Genomic DNA, 22435 nt, shown 5'->3' with positions numbered 1-22435 from the left:
ACCAAAGCCCGGATGAAGTTGAACATGGGTAGACTCCTTGCCATCGACGGCCTCAATATTGTGCGCCGCGTCTACGAAGCCAGTCCCGAACCGGACAGCCCCGAAAAGGCCGACCTCGCGCTGCGCCACGCGCTGTCCTCGCTGCGCACGCTGGTCAACGACCATGAACCCACCCACCTGCTGCCGGCCTTCGATTTCGGCGGCAACACCTGGCGCCACGATTTGTACGCCGGCTACCGCGAAGGCCGCGCGCCGATGCCGTCGCCGCTGCGCGCGGCGCTGCCGGCCTTCTACGACAAGCTGCGCGGCTTCGGCATGCACGTGGTGTCGGTGCCCGAGGTCGAGGCCGACGATGTGATCGGCACCGTGGTGCTGCGCTGGCTGGCCGAAGGCCGCGGCGAAGCCACCATCGCCTCCACCGACAAAGACCTGCACGGCCTGATCGCCCACGGCGCCCGCGTCTGGGACCACTTCAAGAGCGAATGGCACGACCACGCCTGGGTCGAGAAGAAGTGGGGCGTGCCGGCCGAACAGCTGCCGGACCTGCTGGCGCTGATGGGCGATGTCACCGATTCGATCCCCGGCGTGTCCAAGGTGGGCGTCAAAACCGCCGCCAAACTGTTGCGTACATACGGCACTCTGGACGCCATCATGGCCGGCGCGGGCATTCTTAAAGATTCCTTGGGGGAAACGCTACGAAAAGAACGTGAAATGCTGTATCTTTCTCGACAACTGGTGGCGTTGAAAACGGACGTGCGGGTTGGCGTTACGTGGAACATGCTGGCCTGGTCCCACTTATAACAAGGTTTGCAAGATGTTAAAAGCAGTCATTATCGATCCTAGCGCCGTGGCGCGCGGCCTGCTCAATACGGTGCTGCTGGACGGCGGCTACGACGTGGTCGGCGCCACCCACACCTGCGCCAGCGCCATGGTGCAGCTGATCAAGCACCATCCGCACATTGTGTGCGTGGCCCGCGAGCAGATTGAGAAAGAGGATGAGGCGATCCGCGAAATCCGCACCAACTGGCCGAAGACCTTGATCTTCATGGTGTCCAGCGAGCTCGATGCGGCCACCATCCAGGCGGCGCACGCGATGGGCGTGAGCGGTTTTATCGTCAAGCCGTTCAAGGCCGATACGGTGCTCAATACGATCCGGAATGTGGTGATTGCGATGGTCAAGCGCCAGCGCGCGGCGATGGAAAAAGCTGCCGGCGACACCCCGCCGGCAGAGGGCGGAGAGCCGGCAGCTTCTTAACTGGTCAGGCGATGATGCCGCCGCCCAGGCAGACGTCGCCGTCATACAGCACGGCCGACTGGCCGGGCGTCACCGCCCACTGGGCTTCCATGAATTTCAACGCGAAATCCGATGCGCCTTCCGGGGCGATTTCGCACGCCACATCGGCCTGGCGGTAACGGGTCTTGGCCGACAGCGCGCGCGCCTCCGGCGCCTCGCCGGCCACCCAGCTGGCCTGGTCGGCGCGCAGCGCCGGCGACAGCAGCCACGGATGGTCATGGCCCTGCACGATGTACAGCACGTTGTTGACGATATCCTTCTTCGCCACATACCAGGCGTCGCTGCTGCCGTCCGGATTCTTGTACTCCTTCATGCCGCCGACGCCGATGCCCTTGCGCTGGCCCAGCGTGTAGAATGACAGGCCCACGTGCTCGCCCACCACCTTGCCCTCCGGCGTCATCATCGGACCTGGTTTGTACGACAGGTAGCGGTTCAAAAACTCGCGGAATGGCCGCTCGCCGATGAAGCAGATGCCGGTTGAATCCTTCTTGGCCGCATTCGGCAGCTTGAGTTTCTCGGCGATCTTGCGCACTTCGGTTTTCGGGATTTCGCCCAGCGGGAACAGCGTCTTCGACAACTGCGCCTGATTTAAACGATGCAGGAAGTAGCTCTGGTCCTTGGTGTGGTCGACCGCCTTCAGCAGCTCGCTCTTGCCGCCGTGGTGGCGCACGCGCGCATAGTGGCCGGTGGCGATCAGGTCCGCGCCCAGCGTCATCGCGTGGTCGAGGAAGGCCTTGAACTTGATTTCGGCGTTGCACAGCACATCCGGGTTGGGCGTGCGGCCGGCCTGGTATTCGCGCAGGAAGTCGGCGAACACGCGGTCCTTGTATTCGCTGGCGAAGTTGACCGCTTCGATATCCACGCCCACCACATCGGCCACCGAGGCGGCGTCGATCCAGTCCTGGCGCGTCGAGCAGTATTCGGAGTCGTCATCGTCTTCCCAGTTCTTCATGAACAGGCCGACCACGTCGTAACCCTGTTCCTTCAGCAGCCACGCCGAGACCGAGGAATCCACCCCGCCCGACATGCCGATGACGACCCGCTTTTTGCCCGACCCGTTACTCATTACTTATCCATTCGCAGTGCTAATCGCTTCCTTGTAGACAGAAGCATGTGTTTGTACCAGTTCCAGCGGGGCGCGGCGGCCCTCCAGATATTCATCGACGCATTGCAGCACCGTCGGGCTGCGGTGACGGTCGGCGCAGGCGGCCAGTTCGTCGCGCGTCAGCCACATGGTGCGCAGGATGCCTTCGTCCAGCGGACGGTCATGTTTCTCGCCCGGATAGCCGCAGAAGGTGAAGCGCAGATACGTCACTTCTTCGCCGGTGCGGTTGGAGGTGTAGCGCGACATATACATGCCCACCAGCGCGGTCGGCGTGAAGTCGTAGGCGGTTTCCTCCAGCGTTTCGCGGATCACGGCCTGCTGCAGCGATTCATACGGGTCGAGATGACCGGCAGGCTGGTTGATGCGGATGCCATCGCTGGTCTCTTCTTCGATCAGCAAGAACTTGCCATCTTTTTCGACAATTGCGGCAACAGTAACAGAGGGTTTCCAGATACGCGGCATGAGTCATCCTTGAAAGAGCCGACATTTTAGCTTGTTCCGGGCTTTTGGTTTGTGCTGGAACAAATTTAGCGGGTAATTAATGACAAATAGTTATACTTGAATTGACGAAACCATTATGTATAAGGAACGCATTGTTCCTTATGATTGTGCCCAAATGAGGGGCGTTCCGCCCAAAGTTCCATGTTAGATTGTAGTCAGTTTATTAATCGAATGGAGGCACCATGAGAATAAGCGTACCGGCCGAAACACGGCCGGGGGAGACCCGGGTAGCAGCCACCCCGGAGACCGTCAAAAAACTTGCCGCGAAGCACCAGATCCTGGTGCAGGCCGGCGCCGGCCTGGCCGCCTCCGTCACCGACGATGCCTATGTTGCAGCTGGTGCACAAATCGTGCCTGCCAGCGAGGTCTGGTCGGCCGAGGTGATCCTCAAGGTGCGTGCCCCCAATGCCGAGGAACGCGCGCAGATCAAGCCGGGCACGGTGGTCATCGGCATGCTCAATCCCTTTGATGCAGACAACAACGCCGCCATGGCGGCGGCCGGGCTGCAGGCGTTTGCGCTGGAAGCCGTGCCGCGCATCACGCGCGCGCAGTCGATGGACGTGCTGTCGTCGCAGGCCAACATCGCCGGCTACAAGGCGGTGATGGTGGCGGCCAACCTGTACCAGCGCTTCATGCCGATGCTGATGACGGCGGCCGGCACGGTGAAGGCGGCGCGGGTGCTGATCATGGGCGTCGGCGTGGCCGGCTTGCAGGCGATTGCCACCGCCAAGCGTCTTGGCGCGGTGATCGAGGCGTCCGACGTGCGGCCGCCGGTCAAGGAGCAGGTGGAGTCGCTGGGCGCCAAGTTCATCGACGTGCCGTATCTGACCGACGAAGAGAAGCAAATCGCCCAGGGCGTGGGCGGCTACGCGCGGCCGATGCCGGCCGACTGGATGCGCCGCCAGTCCGAACTGGTGCACGAGCGCGCCAAGCTGGCCGACATCATCATCACCACCGCGCTGATACCGGGCCGTCCGGCGCCGGTGCTGATTTCCGAAGAAACGGTGAAGGCGATGAAGCCCGGTTCCGTGATCGTCGACCTGGCGGTCTCGCAAGGCGGCAACTGCCCGCTGTCGGAGCTGAACAAAACGGTGGTCAAGCATGGCGTGCATATCGTCGGCGAGCCGGACCTGGCGACGCTGGTGGCGGCCGATGCCTCGGCGCTGTACGCGCGCAATGTGCTGGACTTCCTCAAGCTGATCATCGACAAGGAAGACAAGCTGGTGATCGACCGTGAGGACGAGATCATCAAGGCCACGCTGCTGAGCAGCGGCGGCGAATTGCTGCGTAAATAAAACGGGGAGTCACCATGGAAGTCAGCCACACCATCATTAATCTGATTATTTTTGTCCTGGCCATTTACGTCGGCTACCACGTGGTCTGGACCGTGACGCCGGCGCTGCATACGCCGCTGATGGCGGTCACCAATGCGGTATCGGCCATCATCATCGTTGGCGCCATGCTGGCGGCCTCGCTCACCGAAGGACTGGTCGGGCAGATCGCCGGCACGGTGGCGGTGGCGCTGGCCGCCGTCAATGTGTTCGGCGGATTTTTGGTCACGCAGCGCATGCTGGAGATGTTCAAGAAGAAGGAACCGAAAGCCAAACAAGGAGATAAAGCATGAGCTTCATCTCCATGAATCTGGTGACGATGCTGTATCTGATCGCGTCGGTGTGCTTTATCCAGGCGCTGAAAGGATTGTCGTCGCCGGCCACGGCACGCACCGGCAATGCGTTCGGCATGTCCGGGATGGCGATTGCGTTTGTGACGACGATTGCGCTGATCCTCAAGCTGCAATCGGAGGCAGCGGCCGCGGCGGCGGCGGGCCACGGCAGCGGCCTGGGACTGGGGCTGGTGGCGCTGGGCGTGATCGTCGGCGGCGGCATCGGCGCGGTGCTGGCCAAGAAGGTCGAGATGACCAAGATGCCGGAGCTGGTGGCGGCGATGCACTCGCTGATCGGTCTGGCGGCGGTGTGCATTGCGGTGGCAGCGGTGTCGGAGCCGCATGCATTTGGCATTGTGCCGGCAGGCGAACCGCTGCCGTTCGGCAATCGCATCGAGCTGTTTATCGGTACCTTTGTCGGCGCGATTACCTTCTCCGGTTCGGTGATCGCGTTCGGCAAGCTGTCGGGCAAATACAAGTTCCGCCTGTTCCAGGGCGCGCCGGTCAGCTTTGCGGGCCAGCATTGGCTCAATCTGATCCTGGCGCTGCTGATGGTTGGCCTGGGACTGGTGTTTGTGGTCGATAGCGGCAGCGCGCCGGCCTGGGTGCCGTTCCTGATCATGACGGCGATTGCGTTTGCGCTGGGGGTGCTGATCATCATCCCGATCGGCGGCGCCGATATGCCGGTGGTGGTGTCGATGCTGAACTCCTATTCCGGCTGGGCGGCGGCGGGCATCGGCTTCTCGCTGAATAACGCGATGCTGATCATCGCCGGTTCGCTGGTGGGATCGTCGGGCGCCATCCTGTCGTACATCATGTGCAAGGCGATGAACCGCTCGTTCTTCAATGTGATCCTGGGCGGCTTTGGCGGTGCGCCGGCGGAGGCAGGTGGCGGCGGCGTGCAGGAGCAGCGGCCGGTCAAGTCGGGTTCCGCGGACGATGCGGCATTCATCCTGGCGAATGCGGAGAGCGTGATCATTGTGCCGGGTTACGGCCTGGCGGTGGCGCGCGCGCAGCATGCGTTGAAGGAGCTGGTGGCCAAGCTGACCCACAACGGCGTGAACGTGAAGTATGCGATTCACCCGGTGGCGGGGCGCATGCCGGGGCATATGAACGTGCTGCTGGCGGAGGCCGAGGTGCCGTACGACCAGGTGTTCGAGATGGAGGATATCAATGGTGAGTTCGGGCAGACCGACGTGGTGCTGATTTTGGGCGCCAACGACGTGGTCAACCCGGCCGCCAAGGATCCGAAATCGCCGATCGCCGGCATGCCGATCCTGGAGGCGTACAAGGCCAAGAGCATCATCGTCAACAAGCGTTCGATGGCGTCCGGCTACGCAGGCCTGGACAATGAGCTGTTCTACCAGCCCAACACCATGATGGTCTTCGGCGACGCCAAGAAGGTCATCGAAGATATGGTGAAGGCGGTCGAGTAAACCCCGTCGTTCCCGCGCAGGCGGGAACCCATGCTGAGTCAATCAGCACGGCAGTCCATGGATGCCCGCCTGCGCGGGCATGACGTTAGCGGCGGCCGTACATCATCAGTTCGGCCAGCAGGCCGCGCGCGGGGCCGACCATGTCGATGGCGGCCAGCGACATGCCGAGCAGTCCTTGCAGCGGGGTGTCGTTGGCGAAGACGCGGGCCATGGTGTCGGTCAGGCGCACGGTGGTGCTGCGGTCGCGCTGTCGCAGTTCGGTGTATTGCGACAGCTTCTCCGGCGTGGCGCCTTGCGCCAGCAGGCGCGCCAGCACAGTGACGTCGCGCAGGCCGAGGTTCAGGCCCTGGCCTGCCACCGGATGCAAGGTCTGCGCGGCGTTGCCGATGGTGACGGTGCGCGCGGTGCTGTGCGCTGCGGCGTTTAATCCCAGTGGGAAGCCCAGGCGCGGCGTGGCGTGCGTGAACTGCCCCACGCGGTCGCCGAAGGCTTGCCCCAGCGCCGACAGGAAGTCCTTGTCGTTCAACGCCATCAGTGCATCGGCATTCTGCGGACGCACGCACCACACCAGCGAGTATTCGTCATTCTGGGGCAGCAGCGCTAGCGGGCCCTGCTCCGTAAAGCGTTCGTAGGCGCGGTGCGGCGGCGGGGTGCTGCTGCGCACTTGCGCGATGATGGCGGTTTGCTGGTAGTCGCGGTTGACGGCGCGTACCAGCTGTTCGTTGAACAGGCCACCTTCGGCTTGCACCACGATGGCGGCGCGCAGGGTTTGCGGCGCGCCGTTGGCGTCCAGGATCAGCGTGACGGCGTCGCTTTCTTCATCCAGCGTGAGCACGCGCGCGGGACGCAGCGAGACGATGCCGGCGCGTTCGCACTCGGCGCCCAGCGCGGTGACGATGTCGCCGTAGCGGGTGACGTAGCCCAGCGCCGGCAGGTCGTAGTCCTTGCGGTCGATCAGGCTGCGGCCGAATTGTCCGCGCCGTGAGACGTGGATTTGTTCGATGGCGGTGGCTGCCGTCGGCCAGGCGCTGATCTCTTCCAGTATCTGCCGGCTGCCCCAGGACAGGGCCAGCGAGCGCGGGTCGGTGCCGGCGTGCGCCAGCGTCTTGGCGTCGATCAGGGCGATGCGGTGGGCGGCCACGCCGCGCTTGACCAGCAGCGCCGCCAGCGCCATGCCGGCCGGCCCAGCGCCGCAGATGGCAATGTCGTAGTCCGGCGCGATGCTTGCCGGCCCCGCCGCTGTCGCAGCCGCGATACCCGCGCTGCGGTTGGTGGTGTCTGTCATGGTTGCTGCATCAGTTGTTCGATTTCGTCCACGGTCTTGGGCGCGGCGGCGCTCAGGATGGTGTGGCCGTCGGCGGTCACCAGCACGTCGTCTTCGATGCGGATGCCGATGTTCCAGTATGCTTCCGGCACGCCGGCGGCGGGCCGCACGTAGATGCCCGGTTCCACCGTCACCACCATGCCCGCCTGCAGCGTGCGCGATGGCTTGTCGGACTGCGTCACGTCGCGGTACTGGCCGACGTCGTGCACGTCCATGCCCAGCCAGTGGCCGGTGCCGTGCATGTAGAACTGCGTGTAGCGCTTGCCGGCGATGACCTCGTCCAAGGTGCCGCTCAGCAGGCCCAGATCCAGCATGCCTTGCGCCAGCACCTGCACCGCCGCTTCGTGTGCGCCGGCGTAGGGCAGACCGGGGCCGATAGCCTTCAAGGCCGCGGCTTGCGCGGCCAGCACCAGTTCATACAGGCGCTTTTGCGGCGCGCTGAAACGGCCGTTGACCGGGAAGGTGCGGGTGATGTCGGAGGCATAGCCATCCAGTTCGCAGCCGGCGTCGATCAGCACCAGATCGCCATCGCGCGACTGCGCGTTGTTGGCGCTGTAGTGCAGCACGCAGGCGTTGGCGCCAGCCGCCACGATGGAGTTGTAGGCTGGCGCTTGTGCGCCGTTGCGGCGGAATTCGTACAGGAGTTCCGCTTCCAGTTCGTATTCGTGGACGCCGGCGCGGGCGGCGCGCATGGCGCGGATGTGCGCTTGCGCCGAGATGTCGGCGGCGCGCTGCATGATGGCCTGTTCATGTGCGTCCTTCAGCAGGCGCATCTCGTCCAGCAGCGGCAGCACATCGGCGACGACGGCCGGCGCGGTGACGCCGGTGCGGGCCATGGCGCGCACTGCGGACAGCCAGCCGGCCACGCGTTCATGGAGCGTGCCGCCCAGCGCATAGTACAGCGCCGGCGCATTCGACAGCAGCCCGGCCATATGCCCGTCCAGCGAGTCGATGGTATGGGCTTCGTCAAAGCCGAAGGCTGCGCGCGCGGCTTCCGGCCCGTAGCGGAAGCCTTCCCAGATCTCGCGTTCGAGGTTTTTCTCGCGGCAGAACAGGATGGCGCGCGCCGGCGTATCGCCGTGCGCGGCCACCAGCACCACCGCCGCTTCCGGCTCGGTGAAGCCGGTCAGGTAATAGAAGTAGCTGTCGTGGCGATACAGGTATTCGCTGTCGGCGTTGCGCGTGACTTCCGGCGCGGTGTCCAGCACGGCCACGGCGCCGGCCGGCAGTTGTTCCAGCAGGCGCGCGCGCCGGCCGGCGTAAATGGCGCCGTCGGCGGCGGGGCGCATCACTGCAGGCCCTTGGCGGCAGCGGCCAGCGCGGCGCGCGGCGCGTTCAGCAGGTCGAGCTGCTGCACGGTGCCGACGTTATGCCATTCGCCTTCGTACACTTCGCCGCCGACCTGCCGCTTGTCGGCGTATTCGCGCAGCAGCGGGCCAAGCTTGGCGTGCTCGCCGGCGGCGATGCGGTCGAACATCTCCATGCGGTAGACACCGATGTTCCCGAAGGTCCATTTCGGCGTGCCGTCATTGGTCAGCGAGTACATGGTCATGCCGAAGTCGCCGTCCGGATGCCAGTCCGGATTGGGCACCATGTACAGCCAGCAGATGTCGCGCTTGTCGGCCGGGTAGGGATTGCCCCACATATCCTTGTCGTGCAAGACATCCTTGACCTGCGCGAAGTCGAAGTAGGGCACGTAGATGTCGCCGGAGATGGCGACGAACGGTGCTTCGCCCAGCAGCGCGCGCGCCTGGGCGACGCCGCCGGCGGTTTCCAGCGCTGTCTCTTCGCGCGAGTACAGCAGTTTGGCGCCGAACTGGCTGCCGTCGCCGAGGGTCTGTTCAATCTGCTCGCCCAGGTGGGCGTGGTTGATGACGATCTCGGTGATGCCGGCCTTGACCAGGTTGAGGATGTGCCAGACGATCAGCGGCCGGCCGCGCACTGTGAGCAGCGGCTTGGGCGTGGTGTCGGTCAGTGGACGCATGCGTTCGCCGCGTCCGGCGGCGAAGATCATCGCTTTCATGCGCGCCGCCTCAGAAGGTGTAGCCGACTTGCGGCTGGCTGTCTTCCAGCAGGTCGAGCAGCTTGACCAGCGGCCGCAGGTCCTTGTAGCGGCCGGCCGTCTTGCGCACGTAGTCCATCACGGTCGGCAGGTCGTCCAGGTATTGGGCCTTGCCGTCGCGGTAGTTGAGGCGGCAGAACAGGCCGAGGATCTTCAGGTGGCGCTGCAGGCCCATGTACTCGAAATCCTTGTAGAAGGCGTCGATGTCCTGGTTGACCGGCAGGCCCAGCGAGCGGGCGTGCTGCCAGTAGCGGATCGCCCAGTCCAGCACCAGCTCTTCGTCCCACTGCACGTAGGCGTCGCGCAGCAGCGAGGCCAGGTCGTAGGTCATCGGGCCGTACAGCGCGTCCTGGAAGTCCAGCACGCCGGGATTGTTGGCGTCCACCACCATCAGGTTGCGCGAGTGGAAGTCGCGGTGCACGAACACTTGTGCCTGGGCGGTGACGTTGGCCAGGATGGCGTCGAACACCGCTTGCAGCTCGGCGCTTTGCTGGTCGGTCAGCGTGGCTTTCAGGTGCTGGCCGATGTACCACTCGGGGAACAGGCTCATCTCGCGCTGCAGGAAGGCGCGGTCGTATTCCGGCAGCACGTCGGGACGGCTGGTGATCTGGAACTTGACCAGCGCTTCCAGCGCCTCGGCGTACATGGTCGAGGCGTTATCGTGGGTCAGCGCCGCCAGATAGGTGGTGTTGCCCAGGTCGGACAGCAGCATGAAGCCGGCTTCGTAGTCGGTGGCCACGATGCGCGGCACGGTGACGCCGGCATGCGTGAGCATTTCGTCAACCTTGACGAAGCCCAGCACGTTTTCGCGCTCGGGCGGGGCGTCCATGACGATCAGGGTCAGCCCCAGCGCCGCTTGTTGTTCAGACAAGACGTTGACGCGGAAGTAACGGCGGAAGCTGGCGTCGGCCGACGCCGGGCGAATACTGTCGACATCGACCACATTCAGGCCGCGCAGCCAGCTTGCCAGCAGTTCCAGACGTGTATCGGAAGTTAAATTCTGTAATAAAGACATTGAAGCATGCCGAGGAAACCGGCGTCAGGTGAAGATTCCCATATAATAAGGGATTCAAATCAAAAAATCGCCTTTCATGGTGCTTGGTCCCTTCTTTTCATGACACGCATGCCCAAATTGCAGCGCTTGGCGTATGCCTTGTCCGCTATCTTCACTGTATCGGCGCTGCCTTCGGTCGCCTATGCCCAGAGCGCGCCGCCCAAGCAGCGCGCGCCGCGCGTGGAAGACAAGGACGCCGTCACCATCGTCAAAGCCGAGGATCTCAGCGGCCGTCCAGAGCGGGAAGTCAACCTGGAACGGAATGCCGAGATCGTCCGGGACAAGACCAAGGTCAACGCCGACACCGCCTGTTACCGGCAAGTCGAGAACGAGGTCGAGGCCAAGAGCAACGTCAAGATCTGGCGCTTCGGCGACTATTTCACCGGCGACGAGCTCAAGCTGAACATGGACACCGGCAAGGGCTATATGCTCAACCCGACCTACAAGCTGGAAGCCAACCATGCGCAGGGCAAGGCCGAGCGCCTCGACTTCATCAACGAGGACGAGGCGGTGGTGGTCAACGGCACCTACAGCACCTGCCAGGGGTTCGATCCGGACTGGTATCTGAAGTCGGACACGCTGAACCTCGATTCCGGCCGGGACATCGGCACCGCCGGCAAGACGCTGATTTATTTCAAGGACGTGCCGATCCTGGGCACGCCGGCGATGTCGTTCTCGCTGTCGGGCGCGCGCCGCTCCGGCTGGCTGTCGCCGACGCCCGGCTTTGGCTCCAAGAACGGCGCCGAGCTGGTGGTGCCGTACTACGTCAACATCGCGCCCAACCGCGACCTGACGCTGTACCCGAAGGTGATCGCCAACCGCGGCATCCAGTTTGGCGCGCTGGGCCGCTACCTGGGCGAGACCGACGGCGGCTTCTACCGCGGCGAGACCTACCTCGAGTTCATGCCGCATGACCGCGAGTATGCGCAGGCCAACCCGAACGACAAGGCCGACCGCTGGATGGTGCGCTCCAGCCACACCCAGGACCTGACCAAGCAGTGGGATTTCAGCTGGAATTTCAACGCGGCGTCGGACGACAACTACCCGAACGACTTCTCCAAGAACGTCACCAGCTCGACCGACCGGCAGCTGCTGCGCGAGCTGCGCACCGACTACCACGGCGATTTCTGGACCCTGACCGCGCGCGTGCAGAAGTACCAGGTGCTGCAGGACCCGGAATCGGTGGTCGACTCGTCGCTGTTCGTGTCGCGTCCGTATGACCGGCTGCCGGCGATCAACTTCAGCGCCGCCCAGTATGACGTGCTGGGCGGTTTCGACTGGGCCTTCAACGCCGAGCTGACCCGCTTTTACCATCCGACGCTGATCAACGGCACCCGGCTGGTGGCGATCCCGCAGCTGAGCTACCCGATCATCGGACCGAGCTATTTCATCACGCCGAAGGTGATGCTCAACGCCGCCACCTACCAGCTCGATGCCTACGCCGGCACGGACGCGCAGAACCTGTCGCGCGCGGTGCCGACCTTCTCGCTGGACTCCGGCCTGGTGTTCGAGCGCGACATCAAGTGGGGCGGCAAGAGCATGACGCAGACGCTCGAGCCGCGCCTGTTCTACGTCAACACGCCGTACCGCGACCAGAGCAAGTTCCCGACCTTCGACACCGATGCGGCCACCTTCAACTTCAGCCAGATCTTCAGCGAAAACCGCTTCGTCGGCTCGGACCGGATCGGCGACGCCAACCAGCTGACCGCCGCGCTGACCTCGCGCTTCCTCGACGCCAACGGCGCCGAGGCGCTGCGCCTGGCGTTCGGCCAGCGCTTCTATTTCCGCGACCAGCGGGTGCAGCTCGATCAGTCGACGCCGGTGGGCGACAGCCGCTCGGACATCCTGCTGGCCGCCACCGGCCGCATCTCGGACACCTGGATGTTCGACAGCGCGGTGCAGTACAACCAGGGCGAACGCCGCGTGGTGTCGGAAAGCTATACCGCGCAATGGATACCGGGACCGAAGAAGGTGCTCAACCTGGGCTACCGCTACCTGCGCGACAACTTCAAGAATATCGAGTTGTCGAGCCAGTGGCCGATCTTCCAGCGCTGGTACGGCGTGGGCCGCATCAGCTACTCGCTGCAGGGCAAGAAAATCCTGGAAAGCCTGGCCGGCCTCGAGTACAACGCCGACTGCTGGGTGTTCCGCACCGGCGCGCAGCGCTTCGTGACCACCTCGACCAAGGCCTCGACCCAGATCTTCTTCCAGCTGGAGCTCAACGGCCTGTCGCACCTGGGCCTCGGCAGCCCGCTGGAGGCCATGAAGGCCAGCATTCCGGGCTATCAACGCCTGAATGAGGGCTATGGCCGCTAACTCGATGTACACTTGGCGTCCGCCGCGCAAAAAACGCGTCGGCGCCCCTTGCCTTTTTTACACCTGACTCTTGAGCGTTCTACCATGCGTAATGCCAGTAAGTACCAGATGAAAGTCCTCGCAGTCCTGTTGTGCACGGCCGCCCTGAGTGGTTGCAGCCTGTTCTCGTCGAAGAAGAAAACCGAGCCGGCGCCTGCGCCTGCTGCGGCCGCAACGGCGGCCTCGGCCGCCAACGCCGCCGCGCCGGCCAAGCCTGCCGCCGACAAGAAGGACGGCGCCGGCTTCCTGCCGCCGGGGGAATCGGGCAATGTGGCCATCGATTCGATCGTGGTGGTGGTCAATGACGACGTCATTACCCAGCGCGAGCTGGACAACCGCATCAAGACCGTGATCAACCGCATGAAGGCGCAGAACGCGCAGATGCCGGCCCCGGCCGACCTGCGCCGCCAGATGCTCGAGCGCATGATCGTCGAGCGCTCGCAGCTGCAACTGGCCAAGGAAATGGGCGTGCGCGTCGACGACCTGCAACTCGACCGCGCGATCCAGCGCATCGCCGAAGCGCAGAAATTGTCGGTACAGCAGCTGCGCGACCAGATGGAAAAGGACGGCACGCCGTTCGCTTCTTTCCGCGAAGAGATTCGCGAAGAAATCATCATGCAGCGCCTGCGTGAGCACGAAGTCGACGCCAAGATCCAGATCTCCGACGCCGAGGTGGACAGCTTCATCGCCGCCGAGAAAGCCGCCGCCGCCGAGCAGTTCGAGATCAACATCTCGCAGATCATGGTGCGCATCCCGGACAACGCCTCGGCCGAAGTGATCGCCCAGCGCCGCGCGCGCGCCGAAGAAGTGATGCGCCAGCTGCGCACCGGCGCCGATTTCGCCAAGATGGCCGCCACCTACTCGGACGCCAGCGATGCGCTGCAGGGCGGCGTGGTCGGCTGGCGCCAGCCGGAGCGCCTGCCGCCGGTGTTTGCCGAAGCGCTGGTCAAGCTGCAACCGGGCCAGGTGACGCCGATCATCAAGAGCGTGGGCGCGTTCCACATCCTGAAGGCGGTCGACCGCCGCAGCCTGGCCGACGCGCAAGCGGTGGCCACGGTGCAGCAGACCCATGCCCGCCACATCCTGATCAAGGTGACCCCGACCATGAGCGCGGCCGACGCCAAGCGCAAGGCGCTGGAACTGAAGGAGCGCCTGGACAATGGCGCCGCCAAGTTTGAAGACCTGGCGCGTCTGGTGTCGCAGGACGGGTCGGCCGCCAAGGGCGGCGACCTGGGCTGGCTGCAGCCGGGCGACGTCATGCCGGAATTTGAAACCGCGATGAACGCGCTGAAGATCGGCGAAGTGAGCCAGCCGGTGGAAACCAGCTTCGGTATCCACCTGATCGAGGTGCTGGAGCGCAAGACCGACGACCAGTCCAAGGAGCGCGAGCGCAATAATGCGCGCCAGGCGCTGCGCGAGCGCAAGCTGGAAGACGCCACCGACAGCTGGCAGCGCGAAGTGCGCGACCGTGCCTATGTCGAGTACCGCAACGACGACGACAAAGCCGCCAACGCCAACGCCAACAAGTAAGTGAAACAGTAAGCAGAAAGGGGAGCACGCATGAGCGCCACTTCATCCAGACGGCGCCCGGGAGTGCGCCCCGCCATTGCCGTGACGGTCGGCGAGCCGGCCGGCATCGGGCCGGAAATCTCGCTGCGCGCGGCATGGGCCCGGCGGCACGACGTCAACTGCGTGTTGCTGGGCGACGCCGCCTTCCTGGCCATGACGGCCGCCGATCTCGATCCGGCCATCCGCGTGTCGTCGCTGTCGCTGATGGCGGTGCGCAACGGCGGCCTGCCGCACTTCGGCGCCGACCGCCTCACCGTGATCGACGTGCCGCTCGACGCGCATGTCGTGCCCGGCAAGCTGGACAAGAACAACGGCCGCGCCGTGCTGGCCACGCTGGACGCCGCCATCGAAGGCGTGCAGGCCGGCTGGTTCGAGGCGGTGGTCACCGCGCCGCTGCAAAAGAGCACCATCAACGACGCCGGCGTCAAATTCTCCGGCCATACCGAATACTTCGCCGACCAGACCGCCACGCCGCAGGTGGTGATGATGCTGGCGGGGCCGCAGGCGATTGAAGGCGAGCAGCACGGCGCGCCACTGCGGGTGGCGCTGGCCACCACCCACCTGCCGCTGAAGGACGTGGCGGCGGCGCTCAGCCAGGACGGCCTGGCGCGCATCCTGGACATCATCGACGCCGACCTGCGCGCCAAGTTCGGCATCGCCGCGCCGCGCATCCTGGTCTGCGGCCTGAACCCGCATGCGGGCGAGGGCGGCTACCTGGGACGCGAGGAAATCGAGGTCATCACCCCGGCCATCGCGGCTGCGCAGGCGCGCGGCATTGATGCGCGCGGTCCGTATCCGGCCGACACGCTGTTCCAGCCGAAATACCTGAAAGACGCCGACTGCGTGCTGGCCATGTACCACGACCAGGGCTTGCCGGTGCTGAAGTACGCCACCTTCGGCCACGGCGTCAACATCACGCTGGGGCTGCCGCTGATCCGCACCTCGGTCGACCACGGCACGGCGCTGGACCTGGCCGCGCAGGGCTTCGGCCAAGCCGACTGCGGCAGCATGCAACAAGCGATCGACACCGCGCTCGCCATGGCAACTCATTCTTTGGACAATAAAATATGAAACACGTAGCCCGCAAACGCTTCGGCCAGAATTTCCTGCATGACCAGCACGTCCTGGGCAGCATTACCGACAGCATCGATCCGCAGGTCGACGACACCATGGTGGAAATCGGCCCCGGCCTGGCCGCCATGACCGACCAGCTGCTGCGCACGCTCAAGCACATGCATGTGGTCGAACTGGACCGCGACCTGGTGACGCGGCTGGAAAAAGCCTATCCGCGCAACAAGCTGACGGTGCATTCGGGCGACGCGCTGAAGTTCGACTTCAGCGCCATTCCGGTGCCGGCGGGACAGAAACTGCGCATCGTCGGCAACCTGCCGTACAACATTTCCAGCCCGCTGCTGTTCCACCTGGCGACCTTTGCGCCGCTGGTGCAGGACCAGCATTTCATGCTGCAAAAAGAGGTGGTGGAGCGGATGGTGGCGCCGCCGGGCAGCAAGGTCTACGGCCGGCTGTCGGTGATGCTGCAATGGCGTTATGACATGTCGCTGCTGTTCGTGGTGCCGCCGGAGGCGTTCGATCCGCCGCCGCGCGTGGATTCGGCCATTGTGCGCATGATTCCGGTCGCCAATCCGCTGGCCTGCGACGGCCCGACGCTGGAAGCGGTGGTGCAGAAAGCCTTCTCGCAGCGCCGCAAGGTGATCCGCAACTGCCTGGCGGGAATGTTTACCGAAGAGCAGATCATCGAAGCCGGCATCAAGCCGACCGACCGCCCGGAAGCGGTGGGCCTGGCCCAGTACGTCGCACTGGCGAATCTGCTGAAGTAAAAAAAAAAGCCCGCTAAAGCTAGCGGGCTTAAATCCATTTCCTTTGCAAGAAGTGGAGGAGACAAGTGCAGTATGGTGCGTCGCGCCATATCACGCCACTTTATTTTCCGAATATCAATTATTTCTATATCGAATATCTCATCCACATCCTGCGCCGCTGTCCGGCGGCGCAGTTTCCTTCTTACTGGCAGGTCAGCACCAGGTTGGTCACGGCGGCGTCGTGCATGACGCCGGTGCCGTTGGTCAGCGTGCAGGTCAGGCCGTTGGTTGGCGGCACGACCGTCACACCGTAGGCCTGGCCGTCGGCCACAAAGGTGCCGAAGCTGAAGTCGCCGCTCGGGGTCAGCGTGCTGGCGGTGGTCGAGGTGGCGGCGACGCCGCTGCTCAGTACGGCGGTGCCGCCGGTCGAGCCGTTCAGCAGCGTGACGGTGCGCGCGGTGCCGTCGGCGGCCGGGGTGATGCCGCTGTACTGGCCGCCCAGCGAGTAGCTGTTCTGGGTGCAGGACACCAGCGCCTGGATGGCGACGTTGTATCCGGCCGAGCCGGTGGCGCCCGAGACGGCGCAGGTCATGTGGTCAGGCTGCTTGATGATGGTGATGTTGTAGTCGGTGCCGTAGCTGATCTGCTTGGTGAAGGCGAAGCTGGTGGCGCCCGACGGCACGCTCAGCTGCTCGCCGCCGTTGCCCAGGATCAGGCCGCTGTTATTCAGGCTGCTGACCGAGCCCTGTACCACGAACTGCTGCTTGCCGCCGCAAGCGGCGATGGTGGCCACCACGGCCAGCGCCGCGACGGCGCGTACTAACGAAAATTTCATGTATTTCTCCAAAGATTAGAACGGCGGCAGCTTATTTGCAGGTAACGCCCAGGCCCAGCTGGTCGGCGTCCGGCATGGTGCCAGGATTCAGCGTCGGGTCGACGGTGCAGGTCTGGCCGGTCGGCTGGGTCAGCACGGTCACGCCATACTGGGAGGAGTTGCCGACCTTGGTCGGGAAGGTGAACTTGACGTCGGCGCCGCCGGCTGGCAGCACGGCGGTGGTGTCGGCACCGTTGGCCAGCACCAGGCCGGTGGTGGTCAGGCCCTTGACGGTGCCGCCCAGCACCCGCTGATTGGCGGTACAGGTGATGGTGACGTAATAGACGGTGTAGACGCTGGCGTTGCCGCTGTTGGAGGCGGCAACGCACTTGGCATTGGTCGGGGCGGGGGCCGCCACTTCCACGTCAAATTTTTCGTCGACGGCCAGCAGTTTGGTGAAGATGAAGCTGGTGGCGCCGGCGTCGATGGCGATTTTTTCGCCATTGCCATTGTTAATCAGCGACAGGCCGGTGATGGTGGCGGTGGCCGGCACATAGCTGATGGTGCCGGACAGTGCCAGGCTGCCATTATTGCCGCCGCACGAGCTCAGGATAACGGCACACAGCAGGGCGAAACCCGCACGCAGAAACGAACTTTTCATAAAACTCTCTCTCCAAAACGAATAGGGACCGGCAGCACGCACGGGAGGCAGCATATTACACTTGTGCGGCGTATTTTAGTGCATTTGGTAATACAGCCCATGCAAATGGATGTAACAGCGTGTGTCCCCGGCGGCTGGCCGTACAATATGCGTGTTTGCCACTTTCCCTCGCCATCATGACGCCACGCCGCCCGCTTGCCCTGCTGTTCGATCTGGACGATACCCTGTGGCCGATCGGCCCGGTCATCCTGGCCGCCGAAGTGAGCTGGCACGCCTGGCTGGCCGAGCACGCGCCGCGCGTGGCCCAGGCCTTCAGCGTGGCCGAGCTGCGGGTGCGCCGCATGGCGCTGCTGGAACGCCGGCCCGAACTGGTGGCCGACCTGTACCAGCTGCGCCGCGAGGCGCTGGCCGAGGTGTTTGCCGAAACCGGCGAGGACCCGGCCCATATCGAAGGCTCGATGCAGCATTTCGCCGCCCAGCGCAACATCGTGGCGCCGTACGCCGACGTGCTGCCGGTGCTGCCGCTGTTGCAGGGCATGCTGCGGCTGGGCGTGATCACCAACGGCAACGCCGATCTTGAAGTGATCGGCATGGACCACCATTTCGAGTACACGCTGTCGTCCTCGCAGTTCGGCCGCGCCAAGCCCGATCCCGGCATCTTCCATGCCGCCTGCGCGGCGATGGGGGTGGCGCCGCAGGATGCGGTCTATGTCGGCGACGACCTGCGGCTGGACGTGCAGGGCGCGCAAGCGGCCGGCCTGCGGGCGGTGTGGATGAACCGCCACGGCAGCCAGGCGCACCTGGCGGCGGGCGTCACGCCGGACGCCATTTGCGCCACGTTTGACGAGCTGCTGGCCTGGATTCATGGGCAGATGCAGCTTAGCCGTGCATAATAGGCACAACTCTTACCTGTAATCATTGAAAAGCACTGAAACCTAGCATGCAACTCGACACTCGCGCCCAAACCCTGCTCAAGGCCCTGGTAGAACGCTATATCGCGGACGGCCAGCCGGTGGGGTCGCGCGCGCTGTCCAAGATCTCCGGACTGGACCTGTCGCCGGCCACCATCCGCAACATCATGGCGGACCTGGAGGAGCTGGGCTATGTGGCCAGCCCGCACACCTCGGCCGGCCGGGTGCCGACGCCGCGCGGCTACCGCATCTTTGTCGACACCTTGCTGACCGTGCAGCAGCTCGACGAGCAAAGCATGGGGGCGCCGCTGCGCCTGCAGTCGCCGCAGCCGCAGAAAATGATCACCAATGCGGCGCAGATGCTGTCGTCGCTGTCGCAGTTTGCCGGCGTGGTGCTCAGTCCGCGCCGCGAGTCGGTGTTTCAGCAGATCGAATTCCTGCGGCTGGGCGAGAAACGCATTTTGCTGGTGATCGTGGCGCCGAACGGCGACGTGCAGAACCGGCTGCTGCTGACCGACGTCGACTACAGCCCGGCGCAGCTGGTGCAGTCGGCCAATTACATCAACCAGAATTACGGCGGGCTGGCATTCGACGAGGTGCACGCGCGCCTGCAGAATGAAGTGCGGCAGCTGCGCGACGACATGGGCCGCCTGATGCAGGTGGCGGTGGAGGCCGGCAGCGAGGCGATGAAGGATGATTCGGACGACATGGTCATCTCGGGCGAGCGCAACCTGCTGTCGGTCAGCGATTTGTCGTCGAACATGACGTCGCTGCGGCAGATGTTCGATATGTTCGAGCAGAAGACCGGCTTGATGCAGTTGCTGGACGTGTCGGCCAAGGCCAGCGGCGTGCAGATTTATATCGGCGGCGAATCGAGCCTGGTGCCGATGGATGATATGAGCGTGGTCACCGCGCCGTACACCGCCAACGGCAAGATCGTCGGCACGCTGGGGGTGATCGGCCCAACCCGCATGGCCTACGAGCGGGTGATACCGATTGTGGATATTACGGCTAAGTTGCTGTCGAATGCGCTGAGCAACCACTAGCGCGTCATTCCCGCGCGGGCGGGAATCCATGGAACGCACGCTCAGCATAGATTCCGGCGTGCGCCGGAATGACGTTATCAGGCTGGGCGGTGCGGGCAGGCGGTCTTGGTGCAGTTGCCGTAGATCGCCAGCGCGTGCTCGGCGATCTTGAAGCCGCGCTCATCGGCGATGGCGTGCTGGCGCTCTTCAATCGCCTCGTCGTAAAACTCTTCCACGTGGCCGCAGTCCAGGCACACCAGGTGATCGTGGTGCGAACCGGCGTTCAGCTCAAAAATCGCCTTGCCGCTTTCAAAGTGGTTGCGGTTGAGCAAGCCTGCCTGCTCGAATTGGGTCAGCACGCGGTACACGGTGGCCAGGCCCACATCCATATTGTCGGCCAGCAGGATCTTGTAGACATCCTCGGCGGTCAGGTGGCGCACTTCGCTATTCTGGAAAATATCCAGGATTTTGATGCGGGGCAGCGTGGCTTTGAGGCCGCTGGCCTTCAGATCGGTCGGATTGTTACCCATGGTCGAGACTCTTAATGTGGTTGGCGATAGCTAGGCGCTAGTTTAACGCACTCCGGGGCTGTCCGGAATTTTGCATTTACAAAGATTTGCACTTGTTTTGGCGGATAATGCCCCATCCCGCAGCGAGTGCTTTATGATATAGCGTTTTTCGGCACTTACGCTCGACCAGATTGAGGACATTTATGCGCGTCACCCAGGCTTTTTCGCAGTCTTTGTTGCACCGTTTCACTCCTATCGCCAGCGCGGCATGCGTGGCGCTGGCGCTGGGCGGCTGCGCGACCAAAACCACCCTGGGCGAGAAATCCACCGAGGTTCAAGACGCCGCCCCGACGCTGGACGCCAGCAAAGGCGCGCAAACCACCACTACCACCAAGCTGCAACGCTTCATGTGGTTCTTCTCCCCGTACCGCCCGGATATCCAGCAGGGTAACTTTGTGTCGGAAGAAATGTTGTCGCAGTTGAAAGTCGGCATGACGCAGGACCAGGTCCGCTTCATCTTCGGCACCGCGCTGCTGACCGACCCGTTCCACGGCAACCGCTGGGACTACGCTTTCCGCCTGGCGCGCGGCAATGGCGAAGTGACCACCAGCCGCGTGATCGTGTTCTTCGACAAGGACAACAAGGTCGCGCGCTGGGAAGGCGGCAACCTGCCGACCGAAAAAGAATACATCGCCCGCATCGCCGGTCCGGTGCGCAGCGCCAAGAAGGAAGCGGCTGACGAAGCCGCGCTGGCCAAGCCGGCGCCGGCCGCACCGCTGCCGTCCGGCACCGACAATCCGGCCGCTGCGGCGCCAGTGGGCGTGACGATTGGCAACGACAAGAAATAACAAGGATTTGAGCATGACCCAGATGAACATCGCCATTGCCGGCGCCGGCGGCCGCATGGGCCGTATTTTGATCGAAGCCGTGCAGAACGCCGACGACGCCCGCCTGTCCGGCGCGCTGGACCGGGCCGGCAACGAACAGGCCGACGCCGCCGCCTTCCTTGGCACGCCGGCCGGCGTGGCGGTGGAATCGGCGTTCGACAAGGGCCTGGCTGGCGCGCAATTCCTGATCGACTTCACCCGGCCGGAAGCCACGCTGGCGCATCTGAACTACTGCGCCGAGCACGGCATCAAGCTTGTGATCGGCACCACCGGTTTCGACGACGCCGGCAAGGCGGCGATTGCCGCAGCGGCCAAAAAAACCGCCATCGTGTTCGCGCCTAACTTCTCGGTCGGCGTCAACGTCACCATGAAGCTGCTGGAGCAGGCCGCCAAGGCGCTGTCGACCGGCTACGACATCGAAATCGTCGAAGCCCACCACCGCTTTAAAGTCGATGCGCCATCCGGCACCGCGCTGAAAATGGGCGAGGTGATCGCCGATGCGCTGGGCCGCGACCTGAACGAATGCGCCGTCTACGCGCGCGAAGGCGTGACCGGCGAGCGCGATCCCTCGTCGATCGGCTTCGCCACCATTCGCGGCGGCGACATCGTCGGCGACCATACCGTGCTGTTCGCCGGCATCGGCGAACGCATCGAAATCAGCCACAAGTCCAGCAGCCGCGTGACCTACGCGCACGGCGCGCTGCGCGCCTGCCGCTACCTGGCCGACAAGCCGACCGGCCTGTTCGATATGTACGATGTGCTGGGCCTGAAAGACCAATGAATCCGGCCGCCAGCCAATTCACCCTGTCCCGCTTCTGGGAGCAGGGCGACGCCATCAGCCACGCGGTGGCGTTTGTGCTGCTGGCGATGTCGCTGGTCAGCTGGTTCTTCATTCTGGCCAAGGCCTACGCCGCCTACCGCATCCGCCGCAGCGCGCCGGCGGTGCAGCGCTTCTGGGATGCGCCGACCATGCAGGATGGCGTGTCCGCATTGACGCTGGCCGATCCCGAAAAGATTTTCCTGCCGCTGGCCGAGCAGGGCGCGACGCAACTGCGCGCACCGGACCGGCCGTCGCTGGGCGGCGAGATGGACCGTGCGGCGCAAGTCACGCGGGTGCTGCGCGGCGCCATCCAGCGCTCGACCAACCGGCTGGAAGGCGGTTTGACGCTGCTGGCGTCGATTGGCGCCACGGCGCCGTTTGTCGGCCTGCTGGGCACGGTGTGGGGGATTTACCATGCGCTGGCCAATGTGTCGTCGCATGGTTCGGTGCAGATCGATAAAGTGGCCGGCCCGGTGGGCGAGGCGCTGGTGATGACCGCGATCGGCCTGACGGTGGCGATTCCCGCCGTGCTGGCGTACAACGGCTTCAACCGCGTCAACCGTTTGACGCTGGCCGAGCTGGACGCGTTTGCGCACGACCTGCACGCCTACTTAACGAAGTAAGTCAC

Annotated in this window: 23 protein-coding genes; 14 read left to right on the top strand and 9 right to left on the bottom strand. The window is 64.2% G+C overall.

What is annotated here, in order from left to right:
- Positions 1-24 precede the first annotated feature (24 nt).
- Positions 25-801 carry a 5'-3' exonuclease gene (locus GTP55_RS08730; protein WP_161044540.1) on the top strand — a complete coding sequence of 259 codons (777 nt, stop codon included), beginning with the start codon at positions 25-27 and terminating at the stop codon, positions 799-801.
- 13 nt (positions 802-814) lie between these two features.
- Positions 815-1255 carry a response regulator gene (locus GTP55_RS08725; protein ID WP_161044539.1) on the top strand — a complete coding sequence of 147 codons (441 nt, stop codon included), beginning with the start codon at positions 815-817 and terminating at the stop codon, positions 1253-1255.
- A gap of 4 nt (positions 1256-1259) precedes the next feature.
- On the opposite strand, the gene mnmA is transcribed toward GTP55_RS08725, so the two are convergent.
- A complete protein-coding gene (mnmA, locus tag GTP55_RS08720; RefSeq protein WP_161044538.1) occupies positions 1260-2360 on the bottom strand; it encodes a tRNA 2-thiouridine(34) synthase MnmA in 1101 nt (366 codons plus the stop codon).
- 3 nt (positions 2361-2363) lie between these two features.
- Complete coding sequence (locus tag GTP55_RS08715; RefSeq protein ID WP_110845516.1) at positions 2364-2861, bottom strand: NUDIX hydrolase; 498 nt, start codon at positions 2859-2861, stop codon at positions 2364-2366.
- 221 nt (positions 2862-3082) lie between these two features.
- On the opposite strand from GTP55_RS08715, the gene GTP55_RS08710 reads away from it, so the two are divergent.
- The 3 genes from GTP55_RS08710 to GTP55_RS08700 are packed head-to-tail and all read left to right on the top strand — an operon-like array spanning position 3083 to position 5999.
- Positions 3083-4195 carry a Re/Si-specific NAD(P)(+) transhydrogenase subunit alpha gene (locus tag GTP55_RS08710; protein ID WP_161044537.1) on the top strand — a complete coding sequence of 371 codons (1113 nt, stop codon included), beginning with the start codon at positions 3083-3085 and terminating at the stop codon, positions 4193-4195.
- Between the two features lie 14 nt (positions 4196-4209).
- Positions 4210-4524, top strand: a complete 315-nt coding sequence (locus tag GTP55_RS08705; RefSeq protein WP_110845514.1) for an NAD(P) transhydrogenase subunit alpha part 2 — start codon at positions 4210-4212, stop codon at positions 4522-4524.
- Positions 4521-5999, top strand: coding sequence for an NAD(P)(+) transhydrogenase (Re/Si-specific) subunit beta (locus GTP55_RS08700; protein ID WP_161044536.1), 1479 nt, complete (start codon positions 4521-4523; stop codon positions 5997-5999). The genes GTP55_RS08705 and GTP55_RS08700 overlap by 4 nt, the downstream gene beginning before the upstream one ends.
- Positions 6000-6084: 85 nt before the next feature.
- Here GTP55_RS08700 and GTP55_RS08695 read toward each other — a convergent pair whose 3' ends face one another.
- From GTP55_RS08695 to GTP55_RS08680, 4 genes are read right to left on the bottom strand one after another with little or no spacing between them, the layout of a single operon-like run.
- On the bottom strand, positions 6085-7284 hold the full coding sequence (locus GTP55_RS08695) for a UbiH/UbiF/VisC/COQ6 family ubiquinone biosynthesis hydroxylase (protein WP_161044535.1): 1200 nt from the start codon (positions 7282-7284) through the stop codon (positions 6085-6087).
- Positions 7281-8612, bottom strand: coding sequence for a Xaa-Pro aminopeptidase (gene pepP, locus GTP55_RS08690; protein WP_161044633.1), 1332 nt, complete (start codon positions 8610-8612; stop codon positions 7281-7283). Before pepP ends, GTP55_RS08695 begins: the two co-directional genes overlap by 4 nt.
- Positions 8612-9346, bottom strand: coding sequence for an N-acetylmuramate alpha-1-phosphate uridylyltransferase MurU (murU, locus tag GTP55_RS08685; RefSeq protein WP_161044534.1), 735 nt, complete (start codon positions 9344-9346; stop codon positions 8612-8614). Before murU ends, pepP begins: the two co-directional genes overlap by 1 nt.
- Before the next feature lie 10 nt (positions 9347-9356).
- Positions 9357-10400 (bottom strand): aminoglycoside phosphotransferase family protein, encoded by a 1044-nt coding sequence (locus GTP55_RS08680; RefSeq protein ID WP_161044533.1) that lies wholly within the window; start codon positions 10398-10400, stop codon positions 9357-9359.
- 108 nt (positions 10401-10508) lie between these two features.
- Between GTP55_RS08680 and GTP55_RS08675 the strand changes: the two genes are divergently transcribed.
- The 4 genes from GTP55_RS08675 (at position 10509) to rsmA (ending at position 16201) form a co-directional block, all read left to right on the top strand.
- Positions 10509-12755 (top strand): LPS-assembly protein LptD, encoded by a 2247-nt coding sequence (locus GTP55_RS08675; protein ID WP_229257828.1) that lies wholly within the window; start codon positions 10509-10511, stop codon positions 12753-12755.
- An 84-nt stretch (positions 12756-12839) separates the two neighbouring features.
- The gene (locus GTP55_RS08670) at positions 12840-14324 is read left to right on the top strand and encodes a peptidylprolyl isomerase (protein WP_229257827.1); all 1485 of its coding nucleotides are present in this window, start codon (positions 12840-12842) and stop codon (positions 14322-14324) included.
- A gap of 30 nt (positions 14325-14354) precedes the next feature.
- A complete protein-coding gene (pdxA, locus tag GTP55_RS08665; protein ID WP_161044531.1) occupies positions 14355-15434 on the top strand; it encodes a 4-hydroxythreonine-4-phosphate dehydrogenase PdxA in 1080 nt (359 codons plus the stop codon).
- Positions 15431-16201, top strand: a complete 771-nt coding sequence (gene rsmA / locus GTP55_RS08660; RefSeq protein ID WP_161044530.1) for a 16S rRNA (adenine(1518)-N(6)/adenine(1519)-N(6))-dimethyltransferase RsmA — start codon at positions 15431-15433, stop codon at positions 16199-16201. The genes pdxA and rsmA overlap by 4 nt, the downstream gene beginning before the upstream one ends.
- A 181-nt stretch (positions 16202-16382) precedes the next feature.
- On the opposite strand, the gene GTP55_RS08655 is transcribed toward rsmA, so the two are convergent.
- Both GTP55_RS08655 and GTP55_RS08650 read right to left on the bottom strand, forming a co-directional pair.
- Positions 16383-17015, bottom strand: a complete 633-nt coding sequence (locus tag GTP55_RS08655; protein ID WP_161044529.1) for a hypothetical protein — start codon at positions 17013-17015, stop codon at positions 16383-16385.
- 31 nt (positions 17016-17046) lie between these two features.
- Positions 17047-17655 (bottom strand): hypothetical protein, encoded by a 609-nt coding sequence (locus GTP55_RS08650; protein WP_161044528.1) that lies wholly within the window; start codon positions 17653-17655, stop codon positions 17047-17049.
- Between the two features lie 176 nt (positions 17656-17831).
- Here GTP55_RS08650 and GTP55_RS08645 point away from each other — a divergent pair, with 176 nt between their 5' ends.
- Both GTP55_RS08645 and hrcA read left to right on the top strand, forming a co-directional pair.
- Entirely contained in the window at positions 17832-18548 is a 717-nt protein-coding gene (locus GTP55_RS08645; protein WP_161044631.1) for an HAD family hydrolase, read from the top strand.
- Between the two features lie 47 nt (positions 18549-18595).
- Complete coding sequence (gene hrcA, locus GTP55_RS08640) at positions 18596-19612, top strand: heat-inducible transcriptional repressor HrcA (RefSeq protein WP_161044527.1); 1017 nt, start codon at positions 18596-18598, stop codon at positions 19610-19612.
- Between the two features lie 77 nt (positions 19613-19689).
- Here the strand turns inward: hrcA and fur are convergent, their stop codons facing one another.
- A complete protein-coding gene (gene fur / locus GTP55_RS08635; protein ID WP_110845500.1) occupies positions 19690-20121 on the bottom strand; it encodes a ferric iron uptake transcriptional regulator in 432 nt (143 codons plus the stop codon).
- 182 nt (positions 20122-20303) lie between these two features.
- Here fur and GTP55_RS08630 point away from each other — a divergent pair, with 182 nt between their 5' ends.
- From GTP55_RS08630 to GTP55_RS08620, 3 genes are read left to right on the top strand one after another with little or no spacing between them, the layout of a single operon-like run.
- The gene (locus GTP55_RS08630) at positions 20304-20948 is read left to right on the top strand and encodes an outer membrane protein assembly factor BamE (RefSeq protein WP_161044526.1); all 645 of its coding nucleotides are present in this window, start codon (positions 20304-20306) and stop codon (positions 20946-20948) included.
- A 13-nt stretch (positions 20949-20961) separates the two neighbouring features.
- Complete coding sequence (gene dapB / locus GTP55_RS08625) at positions 20962-21768, top strand: 4-hydroxy-tetrahydrodipicolinate reductase (protein WP_161044525.1); 807 nt, start codon at positions 20962-20964, stop codon at positions 21766-21768.
- Positions 21765-22430 carry a MotA/TolQ/ExbB proton channel family protein gene (locus GTP55_RS08620; protein WP_161044524.1) on the top strand — a complete coding sequence of 222 codons (666 nt, stop codon included), beginning with the start codon at positions 21765-21767 and terminating at the stop codon, positions 22428-22430. Before dapB ends, GTP55_RS08620 begins: the two co-directional genes overlap by 4 nt.
- Positions 22431-22435: the final 5 nt, after the last annotated feature.

Origin of the sequence: Duganella margarita (genome assembly GCF_009857535.1) — a bacterium.
GTDB classification, from domain to species: domain Bacteria; phylum Pseudomonadota; class Gammaproteobacteria; order Burkholderiales; family Burkholderiaceae_D; genus Rugamonas; species Rugamonas margarita.
Note: the sequence above shows the minus strand (reverse complement) of the source record. Positions and strands in the feature narration are given on the sequence as shown.